At 67.9% G+C, this 25,795-nt stretch carries 21 protein-coding genes; 11 read left to right on the top strand and 10 right to left on the bottom strand.

All coding sequences use genetic code 11. The annotated features are described in order from the left end of the window. Together V6S85_RS10895 and V6S85_RS10900 are read left to right on the top strand one after the other, a co-directional pair. The coding region (locus V6S85_RS10895) for a cbb3-type cytochrome c oxidase subunit I (RefSeq protein ID WP_334348965.1) at positions 1 to 1,248 on the top strand (1,248 nt) is incomplete at its 5' end. Beyond that, a complete protein-coding gene (locus tag V6S85_RS10900) occupies positions 1,245 to 1,550 on the top strand; it encodes a hypothetical protein (RefSeq protein ID WP_334348966.1) in 306 nt (101 codons plus the stop codon). The genes V6S85_RS10895 and V6S85_RS10900, both read left to right, overlap by 4 nt. A 12-nt stretch (positions 1,551 to 1,562) precedes the next feature. Here V6S85_RS10900 and V6S85_RS10905 read toward each other — a convergent pair whose 3' ends face one another. The 5 genes from V6S85_RS10905 to V6S85_RS10925 all read right to left on the bottom strand — a co-directional run bounded on the left by V6S85_RS10905 (position 1,563) and on the right by V6S85_RS10925 (position 4,024). Beyond that, positions 1,563 to 2,012: a hypothetical protein gene (locus V6S85_RS10905; protein ID WP_334348967.1), complete on the bottom strand. Its 450-nt coding sequence runs from the start codon at positions 2,010 to 2,012 to the stop codon at positions 1,563 to 1,565. Then, positions 2,012 to 2,827, bottom strand: a complete 816-nt coding sequence (locus V6S85_RS10910) for a TIGR02587 family membrane protein (RefSeq protein ID WP_334348968.1) — start codon at positions 2,825 to 2,827, stop codon at positions 2,012 to 2,014. Before V6S85_RS10910 ends, V6S85_RS10905 begins: the two co-directional genes overlap by 1 nt. Before the next feature lie 128 nt (positions 2,828 to 2,955). Then, positions 2,956 to 3,129, bottom strand: a complete 174-nt coding sequence (locus V6S85_RS10915; protein WP_334348969.1) for a hypothetical protein — start codon at positions 3,127 to 3,129, stop codon at positions 2,956 to 2,958. A 118-nt stretch (positions 3,130 to 3,247) separates the two neighbouring features. Then, positions 3,248 to 3,439, bottom strand: a complete 192-nt coding sequence (locus V6S85_RS10920) for a hypothetical protein (RefSeq protein WP_334348970.1) — start codon at positions 3,437 to 3,439, stop codon at positions 3,248 to 3,250. Between the two features lie 93 nt (positions 3,440 to 3,532). Then, the gene (locus V6S85_RS10925; protein WP_334348971.1) at positions 3,533 to 4,024 is read right to left on the bottom strand and encodes a MarR family winged helix-turn-helix transcriptional regulator; all 492 of its coding nucleotides are present in this window, start codon (positions 4,022 to 4,024) and stop codon (positions 3,533 to 3,535) included. A 205-nt stretch (positions 4,025 to 4,229) separates the two neighbouring features. Here V6S85_RS10925 and V6S85_RS10930 point away from each other — a divergent pair, with 205 nt between their 5' ends. Then, positions 4,230 to 5,933 carry a response regulator gene (locus V6S85_RS10930; RefSeq protein WP_334348972.1) on the top strand — a complete coding sequence of 568 codons (1,704 nt, stop codon included), beginning with the start codon at positions 4,230 to 4,232 and terminating at the stop codon, positions 5,931 to 5,933. 154 nt (positions 5,934 to 6,087) lie between these two features. Here the strand turns inward: V6S85_RS10930 and V6S85_RS10935 are convergent, their stop codons facing one another. Together V6S85_RS10935 and V6S85_RS10940 are read right to left on the bottom strand one after the other, a co-directional pair. Continuing rightward, entirely contained in the window at positions 6,088 to 6,228 is a 141-nt protein-coding gene (locus tag V6S85_RS10935; protein WP_334348973.1) for a PQ-loop domain-containing transporter, read from the bottom strand. Between the two features lie 144 nt (positions 6,229 to 6,372). Next, the gene (locus V6S85_RS10940; protein ID WP_334348975.1) at positions 6,373 to 7,239 is read right to left on the bottom strand and encodes a DUF1206 domain-containing protein; all 867 of its coding nucleotides are present in this window, start codon (positions 7,237 to 7,239) and stop codon (positions 6,373 to 6,375) included. 223 nt (positions 7,240 to 7,462) lie between these two features. On the opposite strand from V6S85_RS10940, the gene V6S85_RS10945 reads away from it, so the two are divergent. Then, positions 7,463 to 10,792 (top strand): TRCF domain-containing protein, encoded by a 3,330-nt coding sequence (locus V6S85_RS10945; RefSeq protein ID WP_334348976.1) that lies wholly within the window; start codon positions 7,463 to 7,465, stop codon positions 10,790 to 10,792. Between the two features lie 135 nt (positions 10,793 to 10,927). After that, a complete protein-coding gene (locus V6S85_RS10950) occupies positions 10,928 to 11,437 on the top strand; it encodes a pyridoxamine 5'-phosphate oxidase family protein (RefSeq protein ID WP_334348977.1) in 510 nt (169 codons plus the stop codon). Positions 11,438 to 11,718: 281 nt separating this feature from the next. Here V6S85_RS10950 and V6S85_RS10955 read toward each other — a convergent pair whose 3' ends face one another. Then, positions 11,719 to 11,919, bottom strand: coding sequence for a hypothetical protein (locus V6S85_RS10955; RefSeq protein WP_116570199.1), 201 nt, complete (start codon positions 11,917 to 11,919; stop codon positions 11,719 to 11,721). Positions 11,920 to 12,408: 489 nt separating this feature from the next. Between V6S85_RS10955 and V6S85_RS10960 the strand changes: the two genes are divergently transcribed. Further along, entirely contained in the window at positions 12,409 to 13,164 is a 756-nt protein-coding gene (locus tag V6S85_RS10960; RefSeq protein WP_334348978.1) for a Crp/Fnr family transcriptional regulator, read from the top strand. Between the two features lie 46 nt (positions 13,165 to 13,210). On the opposite strand, the gene V6S85_RS10965 is transcribed toward V6S85_RS10960, so the two are convergent. Then, positions 13,211 to 13,447 (bottom strand): hypothetical protein, encoded by a 237-nt coding sequence (locus tag V6S85_RS10965; protein WP_334348979.1) that lies wholly within the window; start codon positions 13,445 to 13,447, stop codon positions 13,211 to 13,213. Further along, on the bottom strand, positions 13,444 to 15,108 hold the full coding sequence (glgA, locus tag V6S85_RS10970; protein ID WP_334348980.1) for a glycogen synthase GlgA: 1,665 nt from the start codon (positions 15,106 to 15,108) through the stop codon (positions 13,444 to 13,446). The genes V6S85_RS10965 and glgA overlap by 4 nt, the downstream gene beginning before the upstream one ends. A 224-nt stretch (positions 15,109 to 15,332) precedes the next feature. Here glgA and glgB point away from each other — a divergent pair, with 224 nt between their 5' ends. From glgB to treY, 5 genes are read left to right on the top strand one after another with little or no spacing between them, the layout of a single operon-like run. Further along, the gene (glgB, locus tag V6S85_RS10975; RefSeq protein WP_425267059.1) at positions 15,333 to 17,456 is read left to right on the top strand and encodes a 1,4-alpha-glucan branching protein GlgB; all 2,124 of its coding nucleotides are present in this window, start codon (positions 15,333 to 15,335) and stop codon (positions 17,454 to 17,456) included. After that, entirely contained in the window at positions 17,453 to 19,555 is a 2,103-nt protein-coding gene (gene glgX, locus V6S85_RS10980; RefSeq protein WP_116490119.1) for a glycogen debranching protein GlgX, read from the top strand. The genes glgB and glgX overlap by 4 nt, the downstream gene beginning before the upstream one ends. Then, positions 19,552 to 21,279, top strand: coding sequence for a malto-oligosyltrehalose trehalohydrolase (treZ, locus tag V6S85_RS10985; RefSeq protein ID WP_334348981.1), 1,728 nt, complete (start codon positions 19,552 to 19,554; stop codon positions 21,277 to 21,279). Before glgX ends, treZ begins: the two co-directional genes overlap by 4 nt. Next, positions 21,276 to 23,231 (top strand): 4-alpha-glucanotransferase, encoded by a 1,956-nt coding sequence (malQ, locus tag V6S85_RS10990; RefSeq protein ID WP_116490121.1) that lies wholly within the window; start codon positions 21,276 to 21,278, stop codon positions 23,229 to 23,231. The genes treZ and malQ overlap by 4 nt, the downstream gene beginning before the upstream one ends. After that, positions 23,228 to 25,726, top strand: coding sequence for a malto-oligosyltrehalose synthase (gene treY, locus V6S85_RS10995; RefSeq protein WP_334348982.1), 2,499 nt, complete (start codon positions 23,228 to 23,230; stop codon positions 25,724 to 25,726). The genes malQ and treY overlap by 4 nt, the downstream gene beginning before the upstream one ends. Positions 25,727 to 25,795: the final 69 nt, after the last annotated feature.

The following is a 25,795-nucleotide window of genomic DNA, read 5'->3' on the forward strand; positions in this document are numbered from 1 at the left end:
TACTGGACGCCGATGGTCTCGGCCCGGCCCTTGAGCGAGCGCCTGGGCCGCTGGACCTTCGGGTTGATGTTCGCCGGCATGCACCTGGCCTTCCTGCCCATGCACCTGACCGGCCTGATGGGCATGCCCAGGCGCGTCTACACCTATGCCGCTGGTCGCGACTGGGAGTGGCCGAACCTCATCTCCAGCATCGGCGCCTTCGTCTTCGCCGCCGGGGTGCTGATCTGGGTGATCGACATGATCCGCAATTTCCGACCCTTCGGCTTCAGCGAGGCCGGCAACGTCTACGGCGGCGGCGGACTGGAGTGGCTGCCGGCGGGCCTCTACTCCACCCGCAGCATCCCGGTGGTGACCTCGCTCTATCCGCTCTGGGACCAGAAGACCCTCGCCCGAGACGTCGCCGCCGGACGCTACTTCCTGCCCGGCGCGCCCACGGGCGGCCGCGAGACCCTGGTGACCAGCCCGGTCAACGCCGAGCCCCAGCACCTGCTGCGAATGCCCGTCCCCTCGGGCTGGCACGTCTGGGCTGCGGTGTTCACCGCCGGCTTCTTCCTGCTGCTGACGGTGCAGGCCTACGCCGCCTCGGTGCTGAGCGGCGTTCTGGCCATCCTCTGCGTGCTGCGCTGGTGCTGGTTCCTCGATCATCCTCTGCCGCAGCAGACGGTCGACGTCGGCGCCGGGATCGAGCTGCCCACCTACGCCAGCGGACCGTCGAGCACCGGCTGGTGGGCCATGGTCGTGACCCTGGTGGTCGGCGGCATGGTGCTGGCCATGTCGGTCTTCTCCTACGTCTTTCTGTGGAGCCGCAATCCCGACGCCTGGCGTCCGCCGCCGGACGTCGCCTCGCTGGCCATCGCGACGGCATCGGCCATCGGCGGCGGCGCCCTGGCCCTGCTGGCCAGACGCCAGCTCTCGCGCCCTTGGCTGGCTACAGCCATGGTCCTCGCCAGCGCCACCCTACTGGGGCTGGCCTTCGGCGTCGATCTGTCGTCGTGGCGTTCGACCGGCCTTGCGCCGCAGGCCAGCGCTCAAGGCGCGATCGTCCACGCCATCCTGGCCTGGCAGGGCTTCTTCGTCGCCGTCGCGGCGATCATGGCGCTCTATGTGCTGATGCGGCGGCTGTATGGCTATGTCGGCCCCGACCGGCCAGCGACGATAGAACTCGTCGGCCTGTTCCTGGCCTACACCGCCGGCCAGGGCCTCGTCGGGCTCGGCGTCACCCGCCTCTTTCCCGCAGGCCTGGCGTGAGGGCCTGGCTCACGCTGCTGGGCGGTCTTGTGCTGTGGGCGGCGCATTTCCTGGCCGCCTATGCGATCGCCAGTCTGGTCGACATATCCTCGTACGAGCACCAGGCCCCGCTCACCTGGCTTCTCGCGGGCCTGACGCTCGCCTGTGTCCTGGCGGCAGTCGCCTTGGCCGTTCGGGCCTGGCGGGCCTCCCGCCGCCCCGGTCTCGGCGGAGTGTTCGTACCGCGCCTGTCGGCCCTGGCGTCGACCCTCGCCGCCATCGCCATCGTTTGGCAATCAGCGCCATTCCTCTGGCGTCACTAGCGTTCAACGCCGTCAGGACGCGTCGGCGAAACCCGTCGCGCGCAGCATCAGCTCGCCTGCCCTCGGATCCTTCTCGAAGACCAGACCGCCCGACGCCTTGGAGCCCTCGGCGACATAGTCGATCGTGAAGCCCGAGGTCTGCTGCGCGCCCTCGCTCGACAGCACGCCTTCGATCTGGACCTGGGCGGCCGGCTCTCCGCCGTGATTGAAAGCCTCCACCTGCGCGACATAGCCGTGAGCCGTGGGCGTGACCTCGACCAGATTCACCTCGATGGCCGGCGGCCCCTTGGCGCCGAACACGGCGTCCCAGGCCGTGAAGCCGATGGCCGTGGCGGCCAGCACCAGCCCCACGGCCGCCGAGGCCCATTCCAGGGCCGGCGTTTCCTTCGCCGGCGTCGGCTTGGGCGAGGCCTTCGCCCTGGAGGCTGGCGATCGACTTACGGTTTTGGGCTTCTGGGCCATCAGACCACCAGGCGCGCGGTGGCCGCGCCGATGGCGGCGGGAAAGCCAAGGACGACGGTCATGGTGGCGATTTCGTGGGCGGCGACCCCATCGGTGCGCCCGAAGGTCCAGAGCAGATAGAGGCTCATCAGCAGGGCGACCCCGTAGCCGGGGCAGGTGAAGGCCACGAAGGTGCGGCGAAAGTCGCCGGCCTGCCGACGGCGCGTCTCGCCAGGAAAGCCGAGCTGGTAGACGAAGACGTGCAGCAGCAGGATGGAGATCGCCACCAGGGCCAGGGTGGCCCACGGCCCCATCTGGTAGGCGATCAGCACCATCTCCTCGGTCGGAGCGACGTTGAAGGCCAGGAACGCCGCCCCCACCGCCATCAGGAAAAGCTCGCTGAGCGGGCCAGCGCGTTCCTTCTCCCGCGCGCCGGGTCCTCGCTCGCCCAACTGCTTGCCGGCCAGAAGCGCGCCTACGGCTGCGGGCGCGGCGCACAGCGCGATCTTGCCAAGGCCGGCCTGGGTGAGGATGTCGTCGCGCCGCAGCACGCCGAAGACGGTCAGCAAGACCGCTGCCAGCAGGAAGCCGACGCCGAAGGCGGCCAAGGCGTCCAGGACCTCGTCCTTCAGCCGAAAGGTCGGTTCGAAGCCGGCGTAGTAGGACAGACCGATCAGCATCGGCAGGGTCAGCAGCAGAAACACCAGCAGGCGCCAGCGCTCCACCGCCATGCCCAGCGACCACATCTCCATGGTCATCAGCAGCGGAAAAGAAAACAGCAGGGCCCCGCCGAAGGCGCGGCTCAGGGCTCGGGCATAACCCGCGTTCGCATCCAAGGCGCTGTCCTCCAGCTCTCGCCGTGCCAACGGTCAGGCTTGCAGCCGGTTCCTCGAAGGCCGGTTCACCTGGTGCGCCTCCAGCGCTCCGACGGCCAGGCGACACCTGGTTGGCGTGGAGATTCCCTTCACCGCCGGTGGCCCCACTGCTGGTGCGTGAAGAAAGCGATGGTCGCCACGCCCGCGGCGACGACCAGGGCGTCCTCGACGAGACCGCTGGGCGTCTGGCCGAACTTCGCCATCGCCTGCTTGCGTCCCGCCAGCGTCAGATAGGCCAGCGGGGCGGCGGTGGCGATCGCCACGCCCGCTCCGGCCCTCTAGCGACCGCGCGGCGCCAGGGCAGCGCCGGCGATGCCGGCGCTGGCGATCCGGGCCCGCAGGCCCAGGAACACCGTACGGTCGGGGGCGGTCTTCATGTTGTCACCCAGCAGCTCGCCGACCCCCCACGGCCAGGGCGCCGAACTTGAACAGCGGGTGATCGAGCAGGACGAGCTTGCCGGGCGTCGAGCGGCTGGCCAGGGGGGCCAAGGCGATGGTGGCCATCGGGGTCATCGACCGGGCGCTGGCGACGGCGCCAATGAGGGCGGAGCGGATCGGGGCGGTATTGGTCATGTCGGCTGAACACGTCAGACGCCGCCCGGTTCAGAGCCGTCGGCGGCTGCAACCGTTATACCCGCGCTACAAGGTCGTTGACCTGCCGGACGCTTAGTCTCGAAGGGCTGTCAGCAGCGCCTCGTTCATGGCCTGCAGCTCGCTGCGCAAGGCGGCGATTTGAGGCTCTGTCAACGGCAACTGGCGCACGACGGAGCGCCGCGCCTCCAGAGCCTTCTCGCGCAGGGCCCAACCCTGCGGCGTCAGATCGACCCAAACCCTGCGTTCGTCCACATCATCACGCGAGCGGACGAGCAGGCCCTTGCTTTTCATACGCTTGACGAGCGGGGTGACGGCCCCGGTGTCCATGCACAGGATTCGCCGAAGGTCGCCCATCGCCGCCCGCCCGCTCTCCTGCCAGAGCGAGATCAGAACGAGGTACTGCGGGTGAGTGAGGCCGAGCGGCGCGAGCATCTGGCGATAGAGCCTCGTCACCAGGCTGTCTGATGTCTGCAGCGCCAGACAGAGCTGCTGATCGACGCGCAATTCGTCGAACGCGCCGTCGGAACCCATCGGGCCCCTGGTGACAGGATCTTTCTGCGCCATATGTCAGGTTCTAGACCAACTTCGCCCAGACATCAAAAAGGTCTGCCGGAGTAGAAAATATCGACATCGATATAATCGACTCTTAAGCACCTGCGTGTGAACTAGGACGATGAGCTCGCGCGCATCCTCGTCGTCCCTGCAGGCGCCACCCCCGCAAAACCATGTCCTCTTGGTCCGTCCATCCGAAGGCGGGGGCCGCGCGGGCGTGTCGACGATCGTCATTGCTCAGGGTCTTCGCTATTGGCTGTTAGCCGCGTGGGCCTTGTTGCTCGGCGTGTGCTGCGACGCTTACCTCGCCTTTGGCTGGTTCATCGCCTGCTGCGTCCTGGGGCTGGTGCGGGGGCGCATCGAGCGCGCTCTCACGCGAAGCGCCCGGGTCAGCGTCGGCGCCGAGCTCACCGTGATCGCCACCCTGACCTCGGCGGCCTGGGCTTTGGCCCCGCTGTTGGCGTGGCGAACCCATGGCCCCTGGTCATTGGTCGCGACCATCACGTTCCTGTTCGCCGGGGTCCTCCTGGTCGCGACCCAGTTTCGGCATCTCCCCAGGCGCGCCCTGATTGTCGCGACCCCTTATCTGGTGGTGCTGGCCTATGTGCTCGCAACCGCGCGCAGCGAGCCTGGGCGTTGGGCGCTACTGGCGGCCGCGGGCGTGGCGGGCTCGGCGATCCTCACCAAGGCGTTCTTCGGGCGCGTCCACAAGGCGCAGATCGACGCCTTCCAGGCCGAGCAGGCGCGCTTGATCGCCGCGCTTGAGATCGCCCGCGACGAGGCGACCGCCGCCAGCGACGCCAAGTCGGCGTTCATGGCCGTCATCAGCCACGAACTGCGCACGCCCATGAACGGGGTGCTGGGGGCGGCGCAACTCTTGCGCAACGGCGCCTTGGACGCGCCGGCGCAGGAACTGGTCGCGGTTATCGACGAGCAGGGCCGCACCCTGGCCCGCCTCCTGGACGACATACTGGATTTCGCGCGCATCGAGGCGGGCAAGCTGGAGGTCTCGCTCGTCGATGTCGAGCTTGCGCCGCTCGTTCGCCGCATCACGGCCCTTTGGAGGCCCCGGGCGCAGGAGAAAGGCCTTAGCCTCGAGGTGGCGTTCGCCCCGGATCTCCCTGACGCTTTGCTCTGCGACCCGATCCGCCTGGGCCAGATGCTTCATAATCTGCTCTCCAACGCGGTGAAGTTCACCCAAGCCGGCGGCGTCAGCGTCACTGTCGAGGCGGTCCCATCGCAAGGATCCGAGCGCCTTTGGATCACGGTCGCCGACACCGGTCCGGGTGTGACGGGCGCTGGCCAGGCCCGTCTTTTCCAGGCCTTCAGCCAGGTCGACAGCTCCAGCACGCGCCGCCACGGCGGCGCGGGCCTTGGCCTTGCGATCTCCCGCCGTGTGGCCGGCCTGCTTGGCGGCGATCTTCGTCTTGAGCCGAGCCAGGCGGGCTCACGGTTCGTCATCGATCTGCCGCTGGTGCGTCGCGCAGCGCCCGAGATCCTCGCCGAGGCCGAGGCGCCAGATCCAGCCTCCACCGCGCGCCGGGTCCTGGTCGTCGAGGATCACCCAGCCAATCAGCGCATCCTCGCCGCCTGGCTCGAGGGCCTTGGGCACCTGTGCGTCTTGGCCGAGAACGGCGCCGAAGGCCTGGCGGCTGTCCGTCAAGGCGGATTCGACCTGGTCCTCATGGACGTCAACATGCCGGTCATGGACGGCTTGGAGGCCGTCCGAGCCATACGCTGCGAGGGGTTCTGCGTGCCCATCGTGATGCTCAGCGCCAGCGCTGGGGAAGCCGACCGCGCGGCGGGCGTACAGGCGGGGGCGGACGGCTACATGGCCAAGCCAGTGCAGTTTGCCGCGCTCCACGCGGTGATGAGTCGCCTTGGCTCGAATGCTCAGGTTCCCGACGCCGGAGCGGCATGATGCGCCAGCGTTTTGCACGGCTGCGGCGATGACGGCCTCAGGCTGAGCGTCGCTCCAGGATCGTCTTGGAAATCAGAATCGCCGCCGACAGCCCTAGGCAGACGAGATTGCTGAGCACCAGCGGCCAGCCTCCACGCAAGACGCCATAGACCGTCTAAAGCGTGAAGCCGGCAACCGTCAGGGCGAACATTCGCAGCGAGACGGCTGAAGCATCGCCCTCACGCCAGATCTTGATCAACTGAGGCACGAAGCTCCCCATCGAGCAGAGTGCCGCGCCGAGCCCGATCAGCGCCACAAGGTCATTCCGCCCAGCCTACCTGCCATTATCCGCAATAAGCGATCGGGGCGCCGATGGTTTCACTCAGCCGCGACCAGGGGGTGGGCGCGCGGGCTTCTCGCGAAGCGGCCTTGGCGCGAGCGATGCGATCGTCCCCGCCCATCAGGCGAGCGCCCGGGCGGGACGGATGCGTCGGAAAACCGCCTCTACGAAACCAAAGAGACCAAAGGCCGCCAGCCCCAAGGCGATCAGACCCAGGACCCAGGATCCGAACGGCTGGCGTTCAAGCGCCTGCAGAGCGCCGCCCCAGCTGTGAACGTCAGCACTACGCGCCTCCAGCCCCGCCTTCAGGAGGAAGACGCCGGCCGGCAGGGTGGCCAAGCCCCGCGCCCCATAACCGATCCGGGCCAGCGGCGCGACGACGCGGCAGAGACGCGCATCGCACGCCAGGCGCTTGGAGAAATCCTGCATCAGGCCCTGGACGACGTTGCCTATCCCAACGCCGACGAGCGTCAGGCCCGCCGCCAGCAGCAGCGCCTCGCCGTGGGGCCAGTTCAGGACGGTGGCGGCCGCGCCGTGGGCGGCCTGTTCCTCATCGGCCTCTCCGACATCCTCGAAAGCGTCGAGCAGTTCCAGGCCCCAAAGCCCGAGCCCGCCGTATATCAGCCCGCTGGCGGCTTGACCGACGCGCACGGCGATCGCCTTGGGCGACACGCCATGGCGATCGGCGTCGAGGCCGGCCTGCAGGCCGCGCCATATCGCAAAGCCCAGCAGGCCCAGCGAGACAAGAGTCACGATCACCAGACCAGGCGGCCAGGCGGCCCAGGCCGCCAGCATCGCCTTGGCGCCGCGCGCCCGCGGCGTCAGATCGACAGCGGCCATGAGCACGATTGCGCCCAGGCCCAGATAGACGACGCCGCGGGCGGCGTAACCGAGTCGGCCGGCCCATTCGAGCCCCTGAATGATCTCATCCCGCGCCGCAAGGCGCCTGAGACGCCGCGCCCACGGCTGTGCTTCTGCTCGCCACAATTTGCGATCCTCGCGCCTGCGCCAACGCCCAAGCGCTGCCGTCGGGCAGGCTGAACGGCGCCCTCCCCGCGAACGTTCCGTGATTGATGCTGCGCCCAGGTCAAAAGATCGCCGGGCGGCCTCGTGGGCTCCTCCCTGAGCAGCGCCTGCAACCTCCTCTGGCATGAAGTGTTTCGGCCCTGCACGCGGCGGCGCGGGCGCGTCTTCAAGAGTTTTTTTCCCCATGTCCCAGGCCGCGAGCCCCATCCCCACCGTCGGCGAAATCCTGGCGCCGGGCGCTCGCAACCACCGCGCGTCCAGCGCGCCAAGCATCCAGCCGCCCGCTTCGGCCGTGGCGCTAGCCCTGTCGCGTAAAGCCGCCAAGGGCCAAGCCACCCTCGTTCACCTGGCGTCCAGCGAACGCCGCGCCGAGGAAATCGGCCGGGCCCTGGCTGGCTTCGCCCCCTGCCTCGAAGTCCTGGTGCTGCCGCCGTGGGACTGCCTGCCCTATGATCGCGCCTCGCCGTCGCGGGATGTGATGGGGCGGCGCATGGCGATCTTCGGGCGACTTGCGCAGCCGGCGGGCCGGCGGGTTTTGGTCACCTCGCCCGAGGCTATCGTCCAGAAGCTGCCGCCGGCGGCGCTGGCGCGCGAGACGGCGCTAGAACTTCGGCGCGGCGACGTGCTCGACCGCCAAGTGCTTGGCGACTTCGCCGCCGCCGCTGGATATGTGGCCGACGAGCGCATCGATGAGCCCGGCGAGATCGCCTTCCTGGGCGAGGTCATCGACATCTTCCCCGCGGACGGCGCCTGCCCGGTGCGTATCGCGCTCGACGCTGGCCGGATCGCCGAGATACGAACCTTCGACCCCTTGAGCCAGCGCTCGTCCGGCGAGCTCGAAACCCTGCGCCTTGGCCCGGCGAGCGAGCTGATCCTCAGGCCCGGCGCCGATGGCGCGGTTCCCGAGCGGCAAGCCGGGGCCGAGCACGCCATGGTCGACCACTACGGCGTACTGGTCTCGCTGTTCGAGCTTTTGCCCAAGGCCAGGCTTTCCATGGACGTCAAGGCCGCGGCGCGCCTTGACGAGGTCGAGGCTCACGTGCTGGACGCTTTCGAGGCGCGAAAGACGCTCGGCGGGGCGGGCCCTGAGCCTGGCGCGCCCGGAGACCTCAACCTCCTGGGCGCGGACCTGAAGGCGGCGCTCGCCAGCTGGTCGGCCGTGCGCCTGGAGACGCGCGGCTTCGAACCGGTGAGCAACCTTGCTCTCCAGCGCAATCCCGGCCGGGCCTTTTGCGATCTCGTCGACCATCATCGTCAGGCCGGGCGTCGCGTGGTCTTGACAGGCTTGGGGCAGGAGCTTCGGCCTCTTGCCCGGGCTCTGGCCCGTGGTCTTGAACTCAAACCGCTGCCTTGCGCCGACTGGGCGCAGGCGCTCGCCAGTCCCCTGGACGCAGTGGTCAGCATCGAGCTTGATCTCGACACCGGCTTCATCGAGGCGGCCAGCCAGCTTGCCGTGATCGCCGCCAGCGACGTGGTCGGCGGGCGCACCGCCGCGCGCGGCGCGACCAACCTGCAGGATCTTTTGGCCGAACCCGAACTTCGCCCCGGCGACGTCGTCCTGCACGAAGATCACGGGGTGGGGGTGCTGCGTGATCTGGCCCGGATCGAGGTTGACGGCGTAGGCCATGACACCTTGCAACTGGAGTATCATGGCGGCGACATTCTGCAGGCGCCCGTCGAGGAGATCGGCCGCGTCTGGCGTTACGGGGCCGAAGAGAGCGCGGTAACCCTCGACCGGCTCAAGGGCGAGGGTTGGTCCAAGCGGCGCGCCGAGGTTCATCAACACCTGGAAGCGGCCGCCGCCCGACTGGTGGCCCTGGCCAAGGCGCGTGAGGAAAGGGCCTGCCCGCCCATCGTCGCGCCCAAGGCGGCCTACGCCAAGTTCGCCGCTCGCTTTGCCTATCCCGAGACGCCCGATCAGTCGGCCGCCATCGAGGCGGTCCTGGCCGACCTCGCCAGCGGACGGCCCATGGACCGTCTGGTGTGCGGCGACGTCGGCTTTGGCAAGACCGAGGTGGCCTTACGGGCGGCCGCCGCCGTGGCCCTGAGCGGGCGCCAGGTGGCCCTGGCCGCCCCGACGACGGTCCTGGCTCGCCAACACGTCGAAACCTTCAAGCGGCGGTTCTGCGGCACGGGGATCGGCGTGGCTCACCTGTCGCGCCTGGTCAGTCCCGCCCAAGCCCAGGCGGTCAAGCAGGGCCTGGAAGCGGGCCAGATCGGCGTGGTGATCGGCACCCAGGCCCTGGCGGGCAAGGACATCGGCTTTAGTGACCTTGGGCTGATGATCATCGACGAGGAACAGAAGTTCGGCGCGGCGCTAAAGGCGAAATTGCGCGCCATGGCCGTGGACGGCCATCTCCTGACCCTGACGGCCACGCCGATCCCTCGGACCCTGCAAGCGGCGATGATCGGCGTACAAGATGTCAGCGTCATCGCCAGCCCGCCCGCCCGCAGGCGTCCTATCCGCACGTTCCTGGCCCCTTTCGATGCGGCCAGCCTGCGCCTGGCGCTCATGCGCGAAAAGCGCCGGGGCGGGCAGAGCTTCGTCGTCGTGCCGCGGATCGAGGACATCGATCTGCTGCAGGCCCAGTTGGCCAGCCTCGTCCCTGAGCTGCAAGTGCGTGTGGCCCACGGCGATCTGGCCGCCGAGGCGGCCGATGCGGTGATGGTCGGCTTCGCCGATGGCGACGGGGACGTTCTTCTGGCCACCAACATCATCGAGAGCGGGCTGGACGTGCCGCGGGCCAACACCATGGTGGTCTGGCGGCCCGACCGCTTTGGCCTGGCTCAGCTTCATCAGCTGCGCGGCCGGGTCGGCCGGGGCCGCATTCAAGGGGTGGCCTATCTTTTGTCGGATCCGGATGAGGACCTTTCCGAGGCAACCCGCGCGCGGCTTTCGACGCTGGAGGCGTTTGATCGCCTGGGATCGGGCCTGGCCATCAGCGCCCGGGACCTGGATCTGCGCGGCGGCGGCGATCTGGTCGGCGAGGATCAGGCCGGACATATGCGAATGATCGGCGCGGGGCTTTACCAGCGCTTGCTGGCCGGAGCCCTGCGGGTGGAGTGCGGCGAGGCCGAGGCGGAAGACTGGACCCCCGATCTGCAGCTTGGCGAGCCCGGCGCGATCCCGACCGCCTACGTGCCCGACGCGGTGACCCGGATCAATCTCTACGCCCGACTGGCGAGAATGGAAGACCAAGTCCAGATCGACGCTTTCGAGGAAGAGCTGGAGGATCGCTTCGGCGCCCTCCCCCCGCCGGTCGGCACACTGCTTGACGACGCGCGCCTGCGGCGCCTGGCCAAAAGCGCGGGGGTGCGTCAGGTGCGCGCCGGCCCCAAGGGGGTGTCGCTCACCCCGGCCAGCGCTTCGCCGGCAGAGGCCATGACCGCCCTGTCGCGGTGGCGCGAGGTTCTGACGGTCCGCGAGGACAAGCTCGTCGTAGCCAAGGCCAGCGACAGCGAGGTCGAACGCCGCGCGCTGGTCCACGCCTTGCTTTGCGCGCTGAGCGGCTAGAGGCGATCGCCTCAACTGTCCCGCGGCCTTGCCGCCGCCCGCTGGATGATTGCCGGGCCGGCCGCACTTGTCCCTAAGCCTGCAACACAGCCGCGCACCGGCGCGTTGGCTTTGTTCACATCTAGAGGGCCTTCGATGACCAAGAAACGCAGCGACGACAATCCCAAGCCGCCCCAAGAGGTCGCCGACCGGATCTGGGAGCTGGCCGAGAAGATCGACATCGCGATGTTCACCACCTGGGACGGCGAGCAGCAGCACAGCCGGCCGCTTTCGGCACGGGTGCGCCGCGACGAGCACGCCGTCTATTTCCTCGTCGATGTCGAAGGCGGCAAGAACGACCAGGTCGAGCACTTCCCCGCCGTTTCCTGCGCCTGGGCCGACAACAGCCATTACAAATACGTCGTGATGGTCGGTTCGGCGCGTCTCAGCAACGAGCGCGAAAAGATCGCGGCGCTGTGGTCCGACTTCGACAAGGCCTGGTGGGAGGACGCCAGCGACCCATCCATCCGCCTGATAACCTTCACCCCCGACCAAGGTGAGCTCTGGGACAGCCCCGGCAAGGCCGTGGCGCTGGTCAAGATGGTCCTGGCGGCGGTGACCGGCGCGGCCCCGCAAATGGGCGACAACGCCAAGGTCGATCTGTAAGGCGGCGGCTGATCCGCACGCGGTAGGGGCGAAAGCTTAGCCACGGCCCACCCTTTTCCAGCGCTCGGAAGAATGGCCGAACCATGCTCGCTGCGGCCTCGCCCGGGCCGCGGCGGCAGGCTCATACACTTACCGCTCAAGGAGCGGGTGGGCGCGCTGGCTGGCCGGGCCACTCGACGCCCGTCACGCCAAATCGAACTTCATCGCCAAGTCATCCGCGCGAGCCAGGACCAGCAGGCGCTCCAACTCGCCAGGCTCTCCTGCCTCGTGCGCCTATGGTCTCACGGCTTTCGGCCCATCGCCAGCGGCGCGGACGCCTGGCTGACATCGACCCAGCTGAAGCTTTCGCCTCGCGCGCGGGCCTCCTCGCATAGTCTCGCCGCGCAGGCCCTCGCCACATCCACCTCGTCGAATTCCTCGACAAGGTCGCTCCCCAACAAGACGCCGAAGCCTGCCCTCGACCGCGCGACGATAATGATCATTTGATAGGATCGCGCGGCGCCGCAATCGGTTTCAGCCGCCGAAGGGGAATTTCGCCTGCCCCCCGAGACAGGCGCAAAACTCGAGAACTTGGATGCCGCAGACGTCTGCCGAGGGCGGTGCCGGGCCGCCGCGCCGTCGGCGCCAGGGCGATATTCAGGTGATTTCGAGCCGCTGGCGATCGAAACGCCAGGGTCCGATCGGAGCGGTATTCCACCTTCCCAAGCCTCGTCCGGACCGCTCGCCTGCGAAGATCTCGGCCGGCCAGCCCACGCTTTGGGCTGGTGTGGGTCCGCTCAGCGGCAAAGCGATACGGCAAGGCCGCCTTCTCCGGCTGAAAAATGAGACCCGGCTTCAGGCTAGATCGGCGCGACGAGGCTCAGTATGGCGACATGGCGCGGCGGTGCGCGGCAACCTTGCTGATCGATCGTCACAAACCATAACCTAGGATAATGCGCGACCTTGGGTTCTTGGCGATCCGGGACCCATGGATGAGCAAGCAGCGGCGCGGGCCGGCGCACCCGGGGCGCCGAGGGGGACACCTTGACGAAGTGTTCGATCTTAGCGGCGCCGAACGTGCGGCGCTGGCGGCCATCTTGGGTCCCGCTCAGCATCTCCCGCGAGACCATGTGCTCAAGCGCGACGGAACCAAGCCGACACACCTCTTCCTGCTCGTCGACGGCTGGGTGGCGTCGTCGATCACGGTCGCTTCCGGTCGACAGCAGACGGTCAAGATCCACCTGCCGCGCGATGTCCTAGGGACGCCAAGCCTTTGTGTGACCCGGACGGCCGAATGCCTGACGGCGCTCACCCCGATCACGGTGCGACCGGTGTCGCGCGGCGACCTGATGGGGGTGTTGGCGCGTTTCCCGCGCATCGCGGCGGCGCATTTCCTAGGCGCCCAGCGCGAGCGCTTAACACTGATGGAGGCCCTGGCTCTGATGGGACAGACCGACGGATCGGTGCGCATCGCCGGCATGCTCGTCGAACTCTTCGACCGCTTGGGCGCGCTTGGCCTGGCCGAGCAAGGAACCATGCCTTTCCCGCTGACCCAGGGCCAGGTCGGAGATCTTGTGGGCCTTAGTCCTGTCCATGTCAGCCGAAAATTCGGCGCGATGGAGCGCGCTGGCCTCATCCAGCGCGGCGTGCGCACGATCAACCTGCTGGATCTTCGGCGGCTTCGGTCGATGACCGGCTTGCCTCGGCACGCCTTTGTGCGCGAACCGGAGTGGATCAACTTCACCTGACCGCGGCAGGAAAGCCCCAAGGTCGCTCCAGTCCGCCTTAAGGCCCCTATCTGCCAGCCTGCTCGGCGAGGCCGAAACTGCTTATCAGCAGATCGACGGGAAAGCTCGAGAGCCGGACCACGCCGCCTTGCGCCGCTGGCCCGTCGGGGAACTGGCTGGCGTCGATCCTGGCCACATCGGCCAGTTTTTCGCACGCCTGCCCCATGGACGGGTCGGCCGGGATCAGCACCACGGCTTGGGGGTGGCACTCCTGCAGCAGCTTGATCAGTTCGGCGACGATCATCGTTCTTCAACCCGACGCAGGCTCGGGGCCGTCGCCTTGCTTCTGGGCGATGTCCGGCGGGTTGTAGCCCGTCGGGGCGCTGGCCCGGGGGAGCCGGGCTCACCGGCCTCGTAGGCGGCAAAGCTGCGTGGCTCGCTGGGGCTCGCCGGCGCGATCGACACCAGCGCCGTGGTGGTCACATCTTGGGCTGGAGCGCGGAGAGGCCGCGCCGCGAGGCGCGCGAAAAGCGCGGCGTATTCGGCGGCCGACACGCGCCAGGAGCTATCGGAGGCCATGGCGTTGAGCTGGACGCGCCGCCAGCTGACCGGATCGCGGTAAAGAGCGCAGGTTCGGCGGATGGCGTCTTCAAGCATGTCCTGGGTGGCCGGCGCGAACTGCACGCCGGTGGCGGCCGAACGGGCGATCCCGGCTGTGTTGGCGTCGATGATGGTGTCTGACAACCCACCGGTGCGCGAGACGACCGGGACGGCCCCATACCGCATGGCGCAAAGCTGGGTGAGGCCGCAGGGCTCGAAACGCGACGGCGCCAGGATCGCGTCAGCGCCAGCCTGGATGAGATGGGCGAGGTCTTCCCGGTAGCCCAGGAACCTGCCCATGGCGCCGGGATAGCGCTCGGCGGCCTGCGAGAACGCGGCCTCGTACCGCGGCTCGCCCTGGCCGCAGACGATCAGCTGGGCGCCCTCGGCAAACAGCACCGGCAGGGCGCCCAGCAGCAGATCGACGCCCTTCTGGTCGGTGAGCCGGCTGAGGATGCCAAAGAGCGGGGCTTCGGCGTCCGGACGAAGGCCAAATTTGGCTTGAAGAGCCAGCTTGTTGATGGCGCGACGTTCGAGCGTCTCTGCCGTATAGCGAGCGCTGATGTCGGTGTCTGTCTCAGGGTTCCAGACGTCCGCGTCGATGCCATTGAGGATGCCGACCAGCGATTTGGCGCGGGTCTTCAAGAGCCCGCCCAGGCCCATGCCGCCCTCTTCGGTGGTGATCTCCGCCGCGTAGCTTGGAGAGACGGTGGTGACCTGATCGGCGAACTGGATGCCGGCTTTGAGAAAGCCGATGTCGCCCCAGTATTCGACGCCGTCGATAGCCATGGCCTCCGCCGGCAGCCCGAGCTTGGTCCGCAGGCTTGCCGGGAACAGTCCCTGAAAGGCCAGATTGTGGATTGATAGGACGACCGGCGGCGCCCGGAGCCGGCGTTCTTTCTGCGCATAGTGGAGATAGGCAGGCGTCAGGCCGGCGTGCCAGTCGTGAGCCTGGATCACATCGGGGCGGTAGTCAGCCAGGAGGCCCAGGCCGATTTCGGCGGCGACCTTGGCCAGGGCGGCAAAGCGCTGACCGTTGTCAGGCCATTCGACTCCCGGCGCCTGCAGATAGGGATTGCCGGGTCGATCATAGAGGTGAGGCGCATCGATCACCAGGAGGTCCAGAGCGCCCGCCCTCGCACGCAGCAGCCGGGCCGGCGCGCCCATCAGGCTGGCGAAACGGTGTACCATGTTGGGCGTTTCCAGCGCGGCTTTCACAGCCGGATAGCCGGGGATCAGGGTCACGACCTTGACTCCCTCGCGCGCCAGAGCCAGCGGCAGCGCCCCGACGACGTCGGCCAGGCCGCCGGTCTTGATCAGGGGGAAAATCTCCGCGGCGACCGAAAGGATGCTGGCGGCGCTCATCGGACGGCGCCGAATTCAGGCCCCTGATGCGCCTCCTCGCAACTGCACAATAAACTCTGCCACGCCCCGAACGCCATAGCCGCTACTCCCTGAGATGCCTCGGAAACAACGGGAGAGAGCAAGGGTTCCGGGAATATTTTTTGATGGCTCCCGGCACAGATTGATCGCCTGATCGTTGTGCACTCGCAGCAATTTGGAGATGTCGGGTGGGGTTGGAGAGTGCGGTGTCCTGGGCGTCCGATCCGTTCGGCTACCTTGGACGCCACGGGGACGTTGTGCGCACCTTTCAGCCCGGCGCGGCGGGTGTCGAAGTCATCTCTCGCAAGAGCCGCCGACGCCTTGGCCGCCTCCAGGAGGCCTCGCCGGGCCTCTTCGTCGGCGAAATCAAGCCGACCGCAGACTACGCCCTGCGCGTGCTGTGGCCCGACAGCGCTTGGGAAACCGAGGACGTCTATAGCTTTGGTCCGGTGCTCTCAGAGGCCGACCTGACCGCGATCATACGGGGCGAGGTCACCGGCATGGCCGATCGGCTCGGCGCCGTCCCCCGCGCGCTTGAAGGCGTCGAGGGCGTGGCGTTCAGCGTTTGGGCGCCCAACGCCCGGCGGGTGAGCCTAGTAGGCGACTTCAACAGCTGGGACGGGGAGCGCTATCCCATGCGCCTGCGCCATGAGGCGGGCGTCTGGGAGATTTTCATTCCGCGCCTCGCCGCTGGCGCGCGCTACAAGTTCGATGTCGAGGGCGCCGACGGGTCCGTGCGCCGCAAGGCCGACCCCCTCGCTCGCGCCACCGAGATCCCGCCGGCCACCGCCTCGATCGTCGCGCCCTTACTCGACCATGCCTGGGGGGACGACGGCTGGATGGCCGACCGCGCCGCCCGCCATCACGCCGGCGCGGCGATCTCGATTTACGAGGTCCACGCCGGATCCTGGCGACGCCCCTGGGACGGTCACCAATGTCACGACTGGGACGCCCTGGCCGACCACCTGATCCCCTACGTCGCCGGCCTCGACTTCACCCATGTTCAGCTGATGCCGATCATGGAGCATCCGTTTGGCGGCTCCTGGGGCTACCAGCCGCTCGGGCAGTTCGCGCCTTCCGCACGCTATGGCGCGCCCGAGGGACTGGCCCGCTTCGTCGATCGCTGCCATCAGGCGGGACTGGGCGTCATTCTCGACTGGGTCCCGGCCCATTTTCCCAGCGACGCCCACGGGCTGGAGCGCTTCGACGGCACGGCCCTCTACGAACATGCCGATCCGCGTGAGGGCTTTCACCCGGACTGGAACACCCTGATCTACAATCTGGGCCGAGACGAGGTCGCCAGCTTCCTGGTGGCCTCGGCCCTTTACTGGCTGGATCGCTTCCACATCGACGGCTTGCGTGTCGATGCGGTGGCCTCGATGCTCTACCGCGATTACAGCCGTAAGGCCGGCGAGTGGACGCCCAATGTCCATGGCGGGCGCGAGAACCTGGAATCCATAGCCTTCCTGCGTCGCCTCAATGCGGCGGTCAGCGAGCACTTCCCAAGCGCCATCACCATCGCCGAGGAGTCGACCGCCTGGCCGGGCGTGACCGCGCCTGTCGATCAGGGCGGTCTTGGCTTCTCGTACAAATGGAACATGGGGTGGATGAACGACACCCTGCGCTACATGCATCGTGATCCGGTCCATCGCGGCTGGCACGGCGGAGACCTGGCCTTTGGCCTCACCTACGCCTTCACCGAGGGCTTCGTCCTGCCGCTTAGCCATGACGAGGTCGTCCACGGCAAGGGCTCGCTGCTGTCGAAGATGCCGGGCGACCGCTGGCGCCAGTTCGCCAACCTACGCGCGCTCCTGGCGCTGATGTGGGCCCATCCTGGCAAGAAGCTGCTGTTCATGGGCGGCGAGATCGGCCAGTGGCGCGAATGGGACCACGACGGCGAGCTCGATTGGGCCTTGCTCGAGACGCCTGAGCACGCCGGGCTGCAGAGCCTGGTCGGCGATCTCAACCGTATCTATCGCCAGGAAGGCGCTCTGCATCACACTGACGCGGATGCGCGCGGTTTTGGCTGGATCGCCGAGAACCACGATCGCGACGGCGTCTTTGTCTTCGAGCGCCGCTCCTTCCATGGCGGCGCGCCCTTGATCGTGGCCGTCAACATGACGCCCGAGCCGCAGATGCGGCGAGTGCGCGTTCCGCTGGAAGGCCGCTGGACCGAGATCCTCAACACCGACGCGGCCGTCTATGGCGGCGGCGACCTTGGCAACCAAGGCGGGGCGAGCGCCTTTCCCAATCCCGACGGCCCGGCCCTGGACCTGACCTTGCCGCCGCTGGCCGCTGTCTATCTCCGTTACGAAGGACCTAGCGCTTGACCCCCTCGCCCGAACGCCTGGACGCCGGATCGCCCTATCCCCTGGGCGCCACTTTCGATGGTCTTGGCGTCAATTTCGCGGTGTTCTCAGCCAACGCCGAGCGCATTGATCTTTGCCTCTTCGACCCATCGGGCCGAAAGGAACTGGCCCGCTATCCCCTGCCCGAGTGCACCGACGAGGTCTGGCACGGCTATCTGCCCGACGCGCGCCCTGGCCAGCTTTATGGCTTTCGCGCCTATGGCCCCTACGCGCCCGAACAGGGCCACCGGTTCAATCCCAACAAGCTATTGCTGGACCCCTACGCCCGCCGGCTGGCCGGTCAGCTTCGCTGGACCGACGCCCTGCACGGCTACCATGTCGGCTCGCCGCGCGCGGATCTTTCCTTCGATCGTCGCGACAGCGCCCCGGCCATGCCCAAGTCGGTCGTCACCGCCGACGCCTTCGACTGGGAAGGCGATCGCCGGCCCAACACGCCCTGGTCGGAGACGGTGATCTACGAGGCCCACGTCAAGGGCCTGACCGCCCTGCTCGAAGAGGTCGGCCCCAAGGATCGCGGCACCTTCGCGGCCCTCTCCCACCCCAAGGTCATCGAACACCTCAAGCGCCTGGGCGTCACGGCGCTGGAACTGCTGCCGGTCCACGCCTTCACCCAGGATCGCTTCCTGCAGGAGCGCGGCCTGTCCAACTACTGGGGCTACAACACCCTGGCCTTTTTCGCGCCCGAAGCGCGGTATCTCGCCAGCGGCAGCCACGATGAATTCCGCCTGGCCGTGCGCCGACTGCACGCCAGCGGCATCGAGGTCATCCTCGACGTCGTCTACAACCACACCGCCGAAGGCAGCGAGATGGGTCCGACCCTGTCCCTGCGCGGTCTCGACAACGCCACCTACTACCGCTTGGTCGCCGACAACCCGCGCCACTGCATCAATGACACGGGCACCGGCAATTCGCTGAACATGGCCTCGGCCCGGGTCATCCAGATGGTGGCGGATTCGCTGCGCTACTGGGCCCAGTCCTTCCGTGTCGACGGCTTCCGTTTCGATCTGGGCGTGACGCTTGGCCGCGAGGGCGACGCAGGGTTTTCGCCTGGGGCGGCCTTCTTCGACGTCCTGCGCCAGGATCCTGTGCTGGGCCGGCTGAAGCTCATTTCCGAGCCATGGGACATCGGTCCAGGCGGCTACCAGCTGGGCCACCATCCACCCAGCTTCGCCGAATGGAACGACAAGTTCCGCGACACCACCCGGCGCTTCTGGCGCGGCGACGCGGGCCAACGGCCGGATCTGGCCGCGCGGCTCTCGGGCTCGGGCGACCTTTTCGATCGACGCGCCCGCCGCCCCTGGGCCAGCATCAACATGCTGACCGCACATGATGGCATGACCCTCAACGACGTGGTGAGCTACGATGGCCGGCACAACGAAGCCAACGGCGAGAACGGCCAGGACGGGCACAGCGAAAACTATTCGCGCGGCTGGGGCGCCGAAGGTTCGACCGACGATCCGATCATTCAGAACCAGCGCGACCGAGTGCGCCGCTCGATGCTGACGACGCTGATGGCCTCGCTCGGCACTCCCATGTTGCTGGGCGGCGACGAGTTTGGCCGCACCCAGAACGGCAACAACAACGCCTACTGCCAGGACAACGAGATCAGCTGGTTTGACTGGGGTCAGGCGGCCAAACAGTCCGGTCAGGCGTTGATCGACTTCACCGCCAAGCTTATCGCGCTTCGCAAGGCCCACCCTCTGCTGCGGTCCGGCTCCTTCCTCTACGGCCAGGACGAAGCCGCGCCCGGCGTTCTCGACATCGAATGGTTCGATGAGCGCGGCCAGCCATTGTCGGAGGACGACTGGCGCAATCCGGAGGGCCGCGCCCTCCTGATGCGCCGCGCCCGCCGACTTGCCGACGGATCGCTGGAACTGATCGCCCTGGCGATGAACGGCGCTGGCGAAGCCCTCACCTTCGTGCTTCCGACTGAAGGTTTGACTTTCGAGCGGCTCATCGACAGCGCCGACCCTGACGCCGAACCCGCCCCTGTCGGCGAGATGCTCGACCTACCAGGCGGTGCGGCGGTCATTCTGCGCGGGGTCGGAGAAGCACGATGAATCACGGACCCGCCTGGCTTGGCGATGGGCGTGTCCGCTTGCGCCTCTGGGCGCCGGGGCAGGAGCGCGTCGCCGTGGACCTCGACGGGCAAGGCGTCTTCGTCATGAACCGGCTGGCTGATGGCTGGTTCGACTACGAGACTGAAGCTGCCGACGGGCAGAAGTACCGGTTTCGGATCAACAACGACCTCGTCGTGCCTGATCCGGCGGCTCGCGCCCAGGCCGACGACGTGCACGGCTGGAGCGTCCTGGTCAGCCCTGAAGGATATGCGTGGCGCAATCCCGAGTGGCTTGGCCGGGCCTGGTCGGACGCAGTGATCTATGAAGTTCACCCCGGCCTGCTGGGCGGTTTCGCCGGTGTAACCGACCGGCTGCCCGCGCTTTCGGGCCTAGGGATCACGACGTTGCAACTGATGCCGGTGAACAGCTTTTCGGGGTCGCGCAACTGGGGCTATGACGGCGTCCTGCCTTACGCCCCCGCCGGCGCCTATGGCTCGCCGGACGACCTGAAGGCCCTGGTCGATGCGGCCCACGGCCTGGGGATGATGGTGCTGCTCGACGTGGTCTACAACCACTTTGGCCCCGACGGTAACTACCTGCCGGCCTACGCAAAGTCCTTTTTCGACGAAGCGCGTCACACCCCGTGGGGACCGGCCATCGCTTTTGGCGAGGAACCCGTGGCGCGGTTCTTCATCGAAAACGCCCTCTATTGGCTGGAGACCTTCCGTTTAGATGGGTTGCGCTTCGACGCCGTGCACGCGATCGCAGACAACCACTTTCTGGACAGGCTCGCCGCGGAGGTGCGCGCCCGTTGTCCAGACCGCCACATCCATCTCGTACTGGAGAATGAGGGCAACGACCCTGACCGGTTGTCGGGCGGCTATGACGCTCAGTGGAACGATGATTTTCACAACGTAATGCATGTTCTGCTGACGGACGAGACCAGCAGCTACTACCAGGACTTCGCCGATCGGCCCGCCGAGCGTCTGGCTCGCAGCCTGGCGGAAGGCTTCATCTACCAGGGCGAGGGTTCGCCCAATCACGACGGCAGGCCGCGGGGCGCGCCCAGCCGGCATCTGCCGCCGACCGCCTTCGTCAATTTTCTGCAGAACCACGACCAGGTCGGCAACCGGGCGCTCGGCCAGCGGCTGACGACGCTGGTTGCTCCCGAACGCCTGAGGGCGGCTATGGCGCTCCTTTTGATGTCGCCGCAAATCCCCATGCTGTTCATGGGCGAGGAGAGCGGCTCGGAAACCCCGTTCCTGTTCTTCACCGATTTCCACGACGATTTGGCCGACGCCGTGCGCGAGGGCCGTCGGCGCGAATTCGCCAAGTTTCCAGCCTTCGCTGATCCGCAGGCCAGAGCGGCCATTCCAGACCCCAACGCCGCCCCGACCTTCGAGGCCTCGCGTCCATCGCCCGGCCCGGACGCCGAAAGCTGGCGTCAACTGATCGCAACCCTGCTGCGCCTGCGGCGCGATAATCTGGCGCCCCACATCGACGGCGCAAGCAGCCTTGGCGCACGCGCGATTGGCGCCAAGTCCGTACAAGCCGCCTGGCGCCTGGGCAGCAAGACCTACACAGTGGCCGTCAATCTTGGCGAGGTCGCCGCGCCACTCTGCCCCGCCCCGGCTGGACCTCCACTCGTCGTGGTGGGCGATCGGCAGCTGAACGGCCAGATACCGCCGGCTTCGTTCGCCGCCTGGCTGGCGCAAGAACCATGAGCGACACCGCGCTGTTGGCGCTGGCGGACGCGGCGGGCGTGCTGGTCGAATGGACCGATTTCAACGGCCGCGACCGTCGGGTCGAACTGGACACCATTCGAGCGGTGCTGGTTGCGCTCGGCCACGATGTCGCCTCGCCCAGTCACGCCCTGGCGGCCATTCGAGAGCGATCGTCCCCGAAGCTGCTGATCGGGCGGGTCGATACGCCGATCAGGTTTGCAGGCGCCCGCCGGGGTCGTGTTATCCTGGAGGACGGACGCACCCGGGACGCCGCCTCAGACGCCGATGGTCTGACCCTGAGCGTCTCCGAACCAGGGTATCATCGCCTCGAGCTGGACGACCGCACGCTGGAGCTGGCGGTCTGTCCCCCCCGCTGCCTGACGCCACGCGATCTGTTGGGCCGCGACGCCTGGGGACTGACCACCCAACTCTACGGCTTACGTGAGCATGGGACCTTCGGCGACTTCAGCGCCCTGGCCGTCCTCGCCCGCGCGGCCGGCCAAGCCGGCGCCGACGCCCTGGCGATCAGCCCGACCCATGCGCTCTTTCCCAGCGCGCCACAGCGCTGCAGTCCGTACTCACCGTCGAGCCGCGACCACCTCAATATTCTCTATGCAGATCCCGCGGCCCTCGGCGCGGCCCCCGCAGCTCGGGGCGGGCCTGAGCTGATCGATTGGCCGCAGTCGGCGGCCGCCAAGCTCGCCAGGCTGAACGCTGCCTATCACGCCTTCGCCGGCGAGCAGCGATTTACGGACTTCGTCGCGGTTGGCGGCCAGGAACTTCGTCGCCACGCGATCTTCGAGGCGCTCGAGGAGCGCCTGGCGCATATCTTCGGCGCGGGCGGCTGGCGCCGCTGGCCCGAGGCGTACAAGGACGTCGCCCACGCCGAGGCCGTCGTGGAGCAGCTTGGTCTTGGCGACAGGGTCGGCTTTTTTCTGTTCGCACAATGGCTGGCCGACCTTGGCCTGCAGCAGGCTCAGGCCTCGGCCAAAGGCGCCGGCATGGGCATAGGACTGGTCTCGGACCTCGCCGTGGGCCTCGACCCCGGCGGCTCGCACGCTTGGAGACGGCCCCAGGAGCTGATGCTCGGCCTGACTCTGGGCGCTCCGCCTGACGCCTTTCAGGCGGCCGGACAAGGCTGGGGTTTGACCAGCTTTGCTCCCGACGCCCTTCGAGCCGCCGGCTACCAACCCTTCCTCGATACCTTGCGCACGGCGTTGCGGCACGCCGGCGGGGTCCGTATCGACCACGCCCTGGGCTTGGGGCGGCTGTGGGTGATCCCGGATGGAGCATCCCCCGACCAGGGCGCCTATCTGCGCTATCCCATCGATGATCTGCTGGCGCTCATCGCCATGGAGTCGCGCCGGGCCGGAGCGGTGATCATCGGCGAGGATCTGGGCGTCGTGCCGCCAGGTCTGCGCGAAGCCCTCGACGAGCATGGGCTGCTGGGCATGCGGGTCTTGCCTTTCGAGCGCGAGGAGACCGGGGCCTTCATTCCACCTGAAAACTGGGACCGGCGCGCCGTGGCCATGACCAGCACCCACGACCTGCCGCCGGTCGCCGGCTGGTGGCGCGGACGCGACATCGAGTGGCGCGAGCGCCTGAATGCGCCCGGCGACCGCCAGGCCGAACGTGTCGAGCGCGTTGACGACCGGGCCGCGCTTTGGACGATGGCCTCGCAATCCGACCTGGCCCAGGGCCCCGTTCCCTCGCCGCACAACCCTGATCCCGCCGTCGAAGCCGCGATGGCGATTGTCGGGGCGAGCGCCTGCGAGTTGGCGCTGATCCCGATCGAGGATGTGTTGGGCCTGGAAGAGCAGCCCAACCTGCCCGGCGTCGTCGATGTTCATCCCAACTGGCGCCGGCGACTGCCGGTGGCGAGCGAGGCGCTCCTGGCCGCTCCCGTCGTCACCAGCCGGATCGCCCGCCTGAACGTCCAGAGACCCCGATGATCCCCTCAGCGACCTATCGCGTGCAGTTTCACGCCGGCTTCACCTTCTCGAACGCGGCGGCTTTGGCGCCCTACTGGGCCAGACTGGGGGTGAGCCACGTCTATGCCTCGCCGATCGCCACAGCCCGAGCAGGTTCCGCCCATGGCTACGACGTGGTGGATCCCCTCAAGATCAATCCAGCACTGGGCGGCGAACAGGGCTTTCGCGACATGGTCGAGGCGCTGCGGGCCCAGGGCCTGGGCGTCGTCCTCGACATCGTGCCCAATCATCTGGCTGTCGGCGGCGGCGACAACGCATGGTGGCTGGATGTCCTGGAGAACGGCCGGGCCAGCCCCTTCGCCCGGATGTTCGACATCGATTGGGCGCCAGCCGATCCCGACCTGGCAGGAAAGCTGCTCGCTCCGTTCCTCGGAGCCCCCTACGCCGAGGCTCTCGCCGCGGGGGCCATCCAACTGGACATCGAGCCCGACCGCCTCTCCGTCCTGGCTCATGGCGCCCACCGCTTCCCGCTGCGCCGCTGCGACTACGCCGAGGTTCTCGCCGCCGCGGACGCCTCACGGATAGAGGACGTCGATCCTTTCCGCCTGGCCGCCGCCTACGATCCAGGAACCGAGAACGGACTGGCGCGGTTGCACGATCTTTTGGAGCGTCAGCACTACCGCCTGGCCTGGTGGCGGACGGCTGGCGACGCGATCAACTGGCGGCGTTTCTTCGACATCACTGAGCTGGCCGGGCTACGTATCGAAGATCCGGTCGTCTTCGAGGCGGTGCACGCCCTGCCCCTGCGCCTCTATCGCGAAGGGCTGATCGACGGTCTGCGGGTTGACCATGTCGACGGCCTGGCCGATCCGCCGGCCTACTGTCGGCGACTGCGCGAGGCGCTGATCACGGCCGATCCGGCGCGCAAGGCCTGGCTGGTGGTCGAAAAGATTCTTGGCGCGGACGAGCGCCTGGCCGCCGACTGGGGCGTGGACGGAACCACCGGCTACGAGGTCATGAACGATCTCTCGGCGCTGCAACACGATCCCAAGGGCGCTGGTCCCCTGGCCAGTCTTTGGCGACAGATAAGCGGACGTCCGGCCGATTTCGAGGCCGAGGAGCTCGACGCCAGACGCGAAATCCTCTCAGGCGGATTTGCCGGCCAGTTGGACGCGGCGGCCATGGCCTTCTACCGGCTGGCGCGCTGGGACGTCGCGACAAGGGACCTGCCCCTTCCCGCCCTCCGCCGGGCTCTGGCGAGCTTGGTCGAGGCCTCCAGAAACTACCGCACCTACGCCGCCGACACCCGACAGCCGCCCCTCAAGGCCCTGGCGAGCGCCAAGGCGGCGCAGCCGGCGTCGAGCCTGGCGCTGGATCAGATCGCCGCCTGGCTCCGCGGCGAAGGGGAGGTTCCCGCCGACCTTCGGATCGACGCCATCCGGCGCCTCGAGCAGCTCTCGGCGCCGGTCGCCGCGAAAGCCGTAGAGGACACCGCCTTCTATCGCTACGGCCGGCTGCTCTCGCGCAACGATGTCGGCTTCGATCCGGCCCGCCTCTCCATGTCTCCGGCGCTGTTTCTACGGCAGGCGGCACAGCGGGGAGCGGCGTTTCCATCCAGTATGCTGGCGACGGCGACGCACGATCACAAGCGGGGGGAGGACGTGCGCGCTCGGCTGGCGGTGCTCAGCGAGATTTCCGCGCTGTGGGCGCAGCGCGCCAGGGCCTGGCTGTCGCTGAAGCCGCTTGAAGGCGTCGATCCGGGCGATGCGCACATGCTGCACCAGATGATCGTCGGCGCCTGGCCGCTGGATCTTGAGCCGGCGGACGTAAAGGCGATGGCCGCCTTCGCCGAGCGTCTGGGGGACTGGCAGCGAAAGGCGCTGCGCGAGGCCAAGCTGCGGACATCGTGGACGGTGCAGGATGAGACCTATGAGGCCGCCAGCGAAAGCTATCTTCGCCGGCTGCTGATCGACGGCGACGGCGCTTTCCGGCAGGACGCTCACCTCTTCGTCAACCAGATCGCGCCTGCCGGCGTCGCCAACAGTCTCGTCCAGACCGGCCTGAAACTCACCTTGGCGGGCGTACCCGACTTCTACCAGGGAACCGAGTTCTGGGATTTCAGTCTCGTCGACCCCGACAATCGCCGACCTGTCGATTACGACCAGCGTCACGCGATGCTCGATCATGAAGGCGGTGGAGACTGGCGCGCGGGCGCGACCAAACAGGCGCTCATCCGAGACCTGCTAAAGGCCCGGCGCGACCATCCGGACCTGTTCGCGGCGGCCATCTCGCCGCTGGAGATCAAGCGCCCCGTCTCCGATAACGCCGTGGTTTTCGAGCGCACCGCCGGCGAGCGCCGTCTGCTTGTCGTTGCGGCTATAGGCTGCGCCGACGCCTGCATCGCTCGCAACGCGCCGGTGGTGGATGAGACCTGGTGGCGCGACGCCGCCTTGCCGGACGGCCGACAGATCTCGCGCCTCACCAACGGTTCGCCGTTCTGGTGGGCGATCGAATGAGACCCTTGGTCGCGCCAGCGTCATGTTGACAGGACTCGCGTTCGGCGCGTCCATGGCCTGGCTTCTGGG

The organism is Caulobacter sp. CCNWLW153 (assembly GCF_036889365.1).
In the GTDB taxonomy this organism is placed as follows: domain Bacteria; phylum Pseudomonadota; class Alphaproteobacteria; order Caulobacterales; family Caulobacteraceae; genus Caulobacter; species Caulobacter radicis.

What these genes read in the sequence shown, in the direction of transcription:
- V6S85_RS10905 (WP_334348967.1), bottom strand. Translation starts at nt 2,012, where the DNA reads ATGGCCCAGAAGCCCAAAACCGTAAGTCGATCGCCAGCCTCCAGGGCG.
- V6S85_RS10920 (WP_334348970.1), bottom strand. Translation starts at nt 3,439, where the DNA reads ATGACCAATACCGCCCCGATCCGCTCCGCCCTCATTGGCGCCGTCGCC.
- V6S85_RS10925 (WP_334348971.1), bottom strand. Translation starts at nt 4,024, where the DNA reads ATGGCGCAGAAAGATCCTGTCACCAGGGGCCCGATGGGTTCCGACGGC.
- V6S85_RS10945 (WP_334348976.1), top strand. Translation starts at nt 7,463, where the DNA reads ATGTCCCAGGCCGCGAGCCCCATCCCCACCGTCGGCGAAATCCTGGCG.
- V6S85_RS10950 (WP_334348977.1), top strand. Translation starts at nt 10,928, where the DNA reads ATGACCAAGAAACGCAGCGACGACAATCCCAAGCCGCCCCAAGAGGTC.
- V6S85_RS10955 (WP_116570199.1), bottom strand. Translation starts at nt 11,919, where the DNA reads ATGATCATTATCGTCGCGCGGTCGAGGGCAGGCTTCGGCGTCTTGTTG.
- V6S85_RS10960 (WP_334348978.1), top strand. Translation starts at nt 12,409, where the DNA reads ATGAGCAAGCAGCGGCGCGGGCCGGCGCACCCGGGGCGCCGAGGGGGA.
- V6S85_RS10965 (WP_334348979.1), bottom strand. Translation starts at nt 13,447, where the DNA reads ATGATCGTCGCCGAACTGATCAAGCTGCTGCAGGAGTGCCACCCCCAA.
- glgA (WP_334348980.1), bottom strand. Translation starts at nt 15,108, where the DNA reads ATGAGCGCCGCCAGCATCCTTTCGGTCGCCGCGGAGATTTTCCCCCTG.
- treZ (WP_334348981.1), top strand. Translation starts at nt 19,552, where the DNA reads ATGAATCACGGACCCGCCTGGCTTGGCGATGGGCGTGTCCGCTTGCGC.
- malQ (WP_116490121.1), top strand. Translation starts at nt 21,276, where the DNA reads ATGAGCGACACCGCGCTGTTGGCGCTGGCGGACGCGGCGGGCGTGCTG.
- treY (WP_334348982.1), top strand. Translation starts at nt 23,228, where the DNA reads ATGATCCCCTCAGCGACCTATCGCGTGCAGTTTCACGCCGGCTTCACC.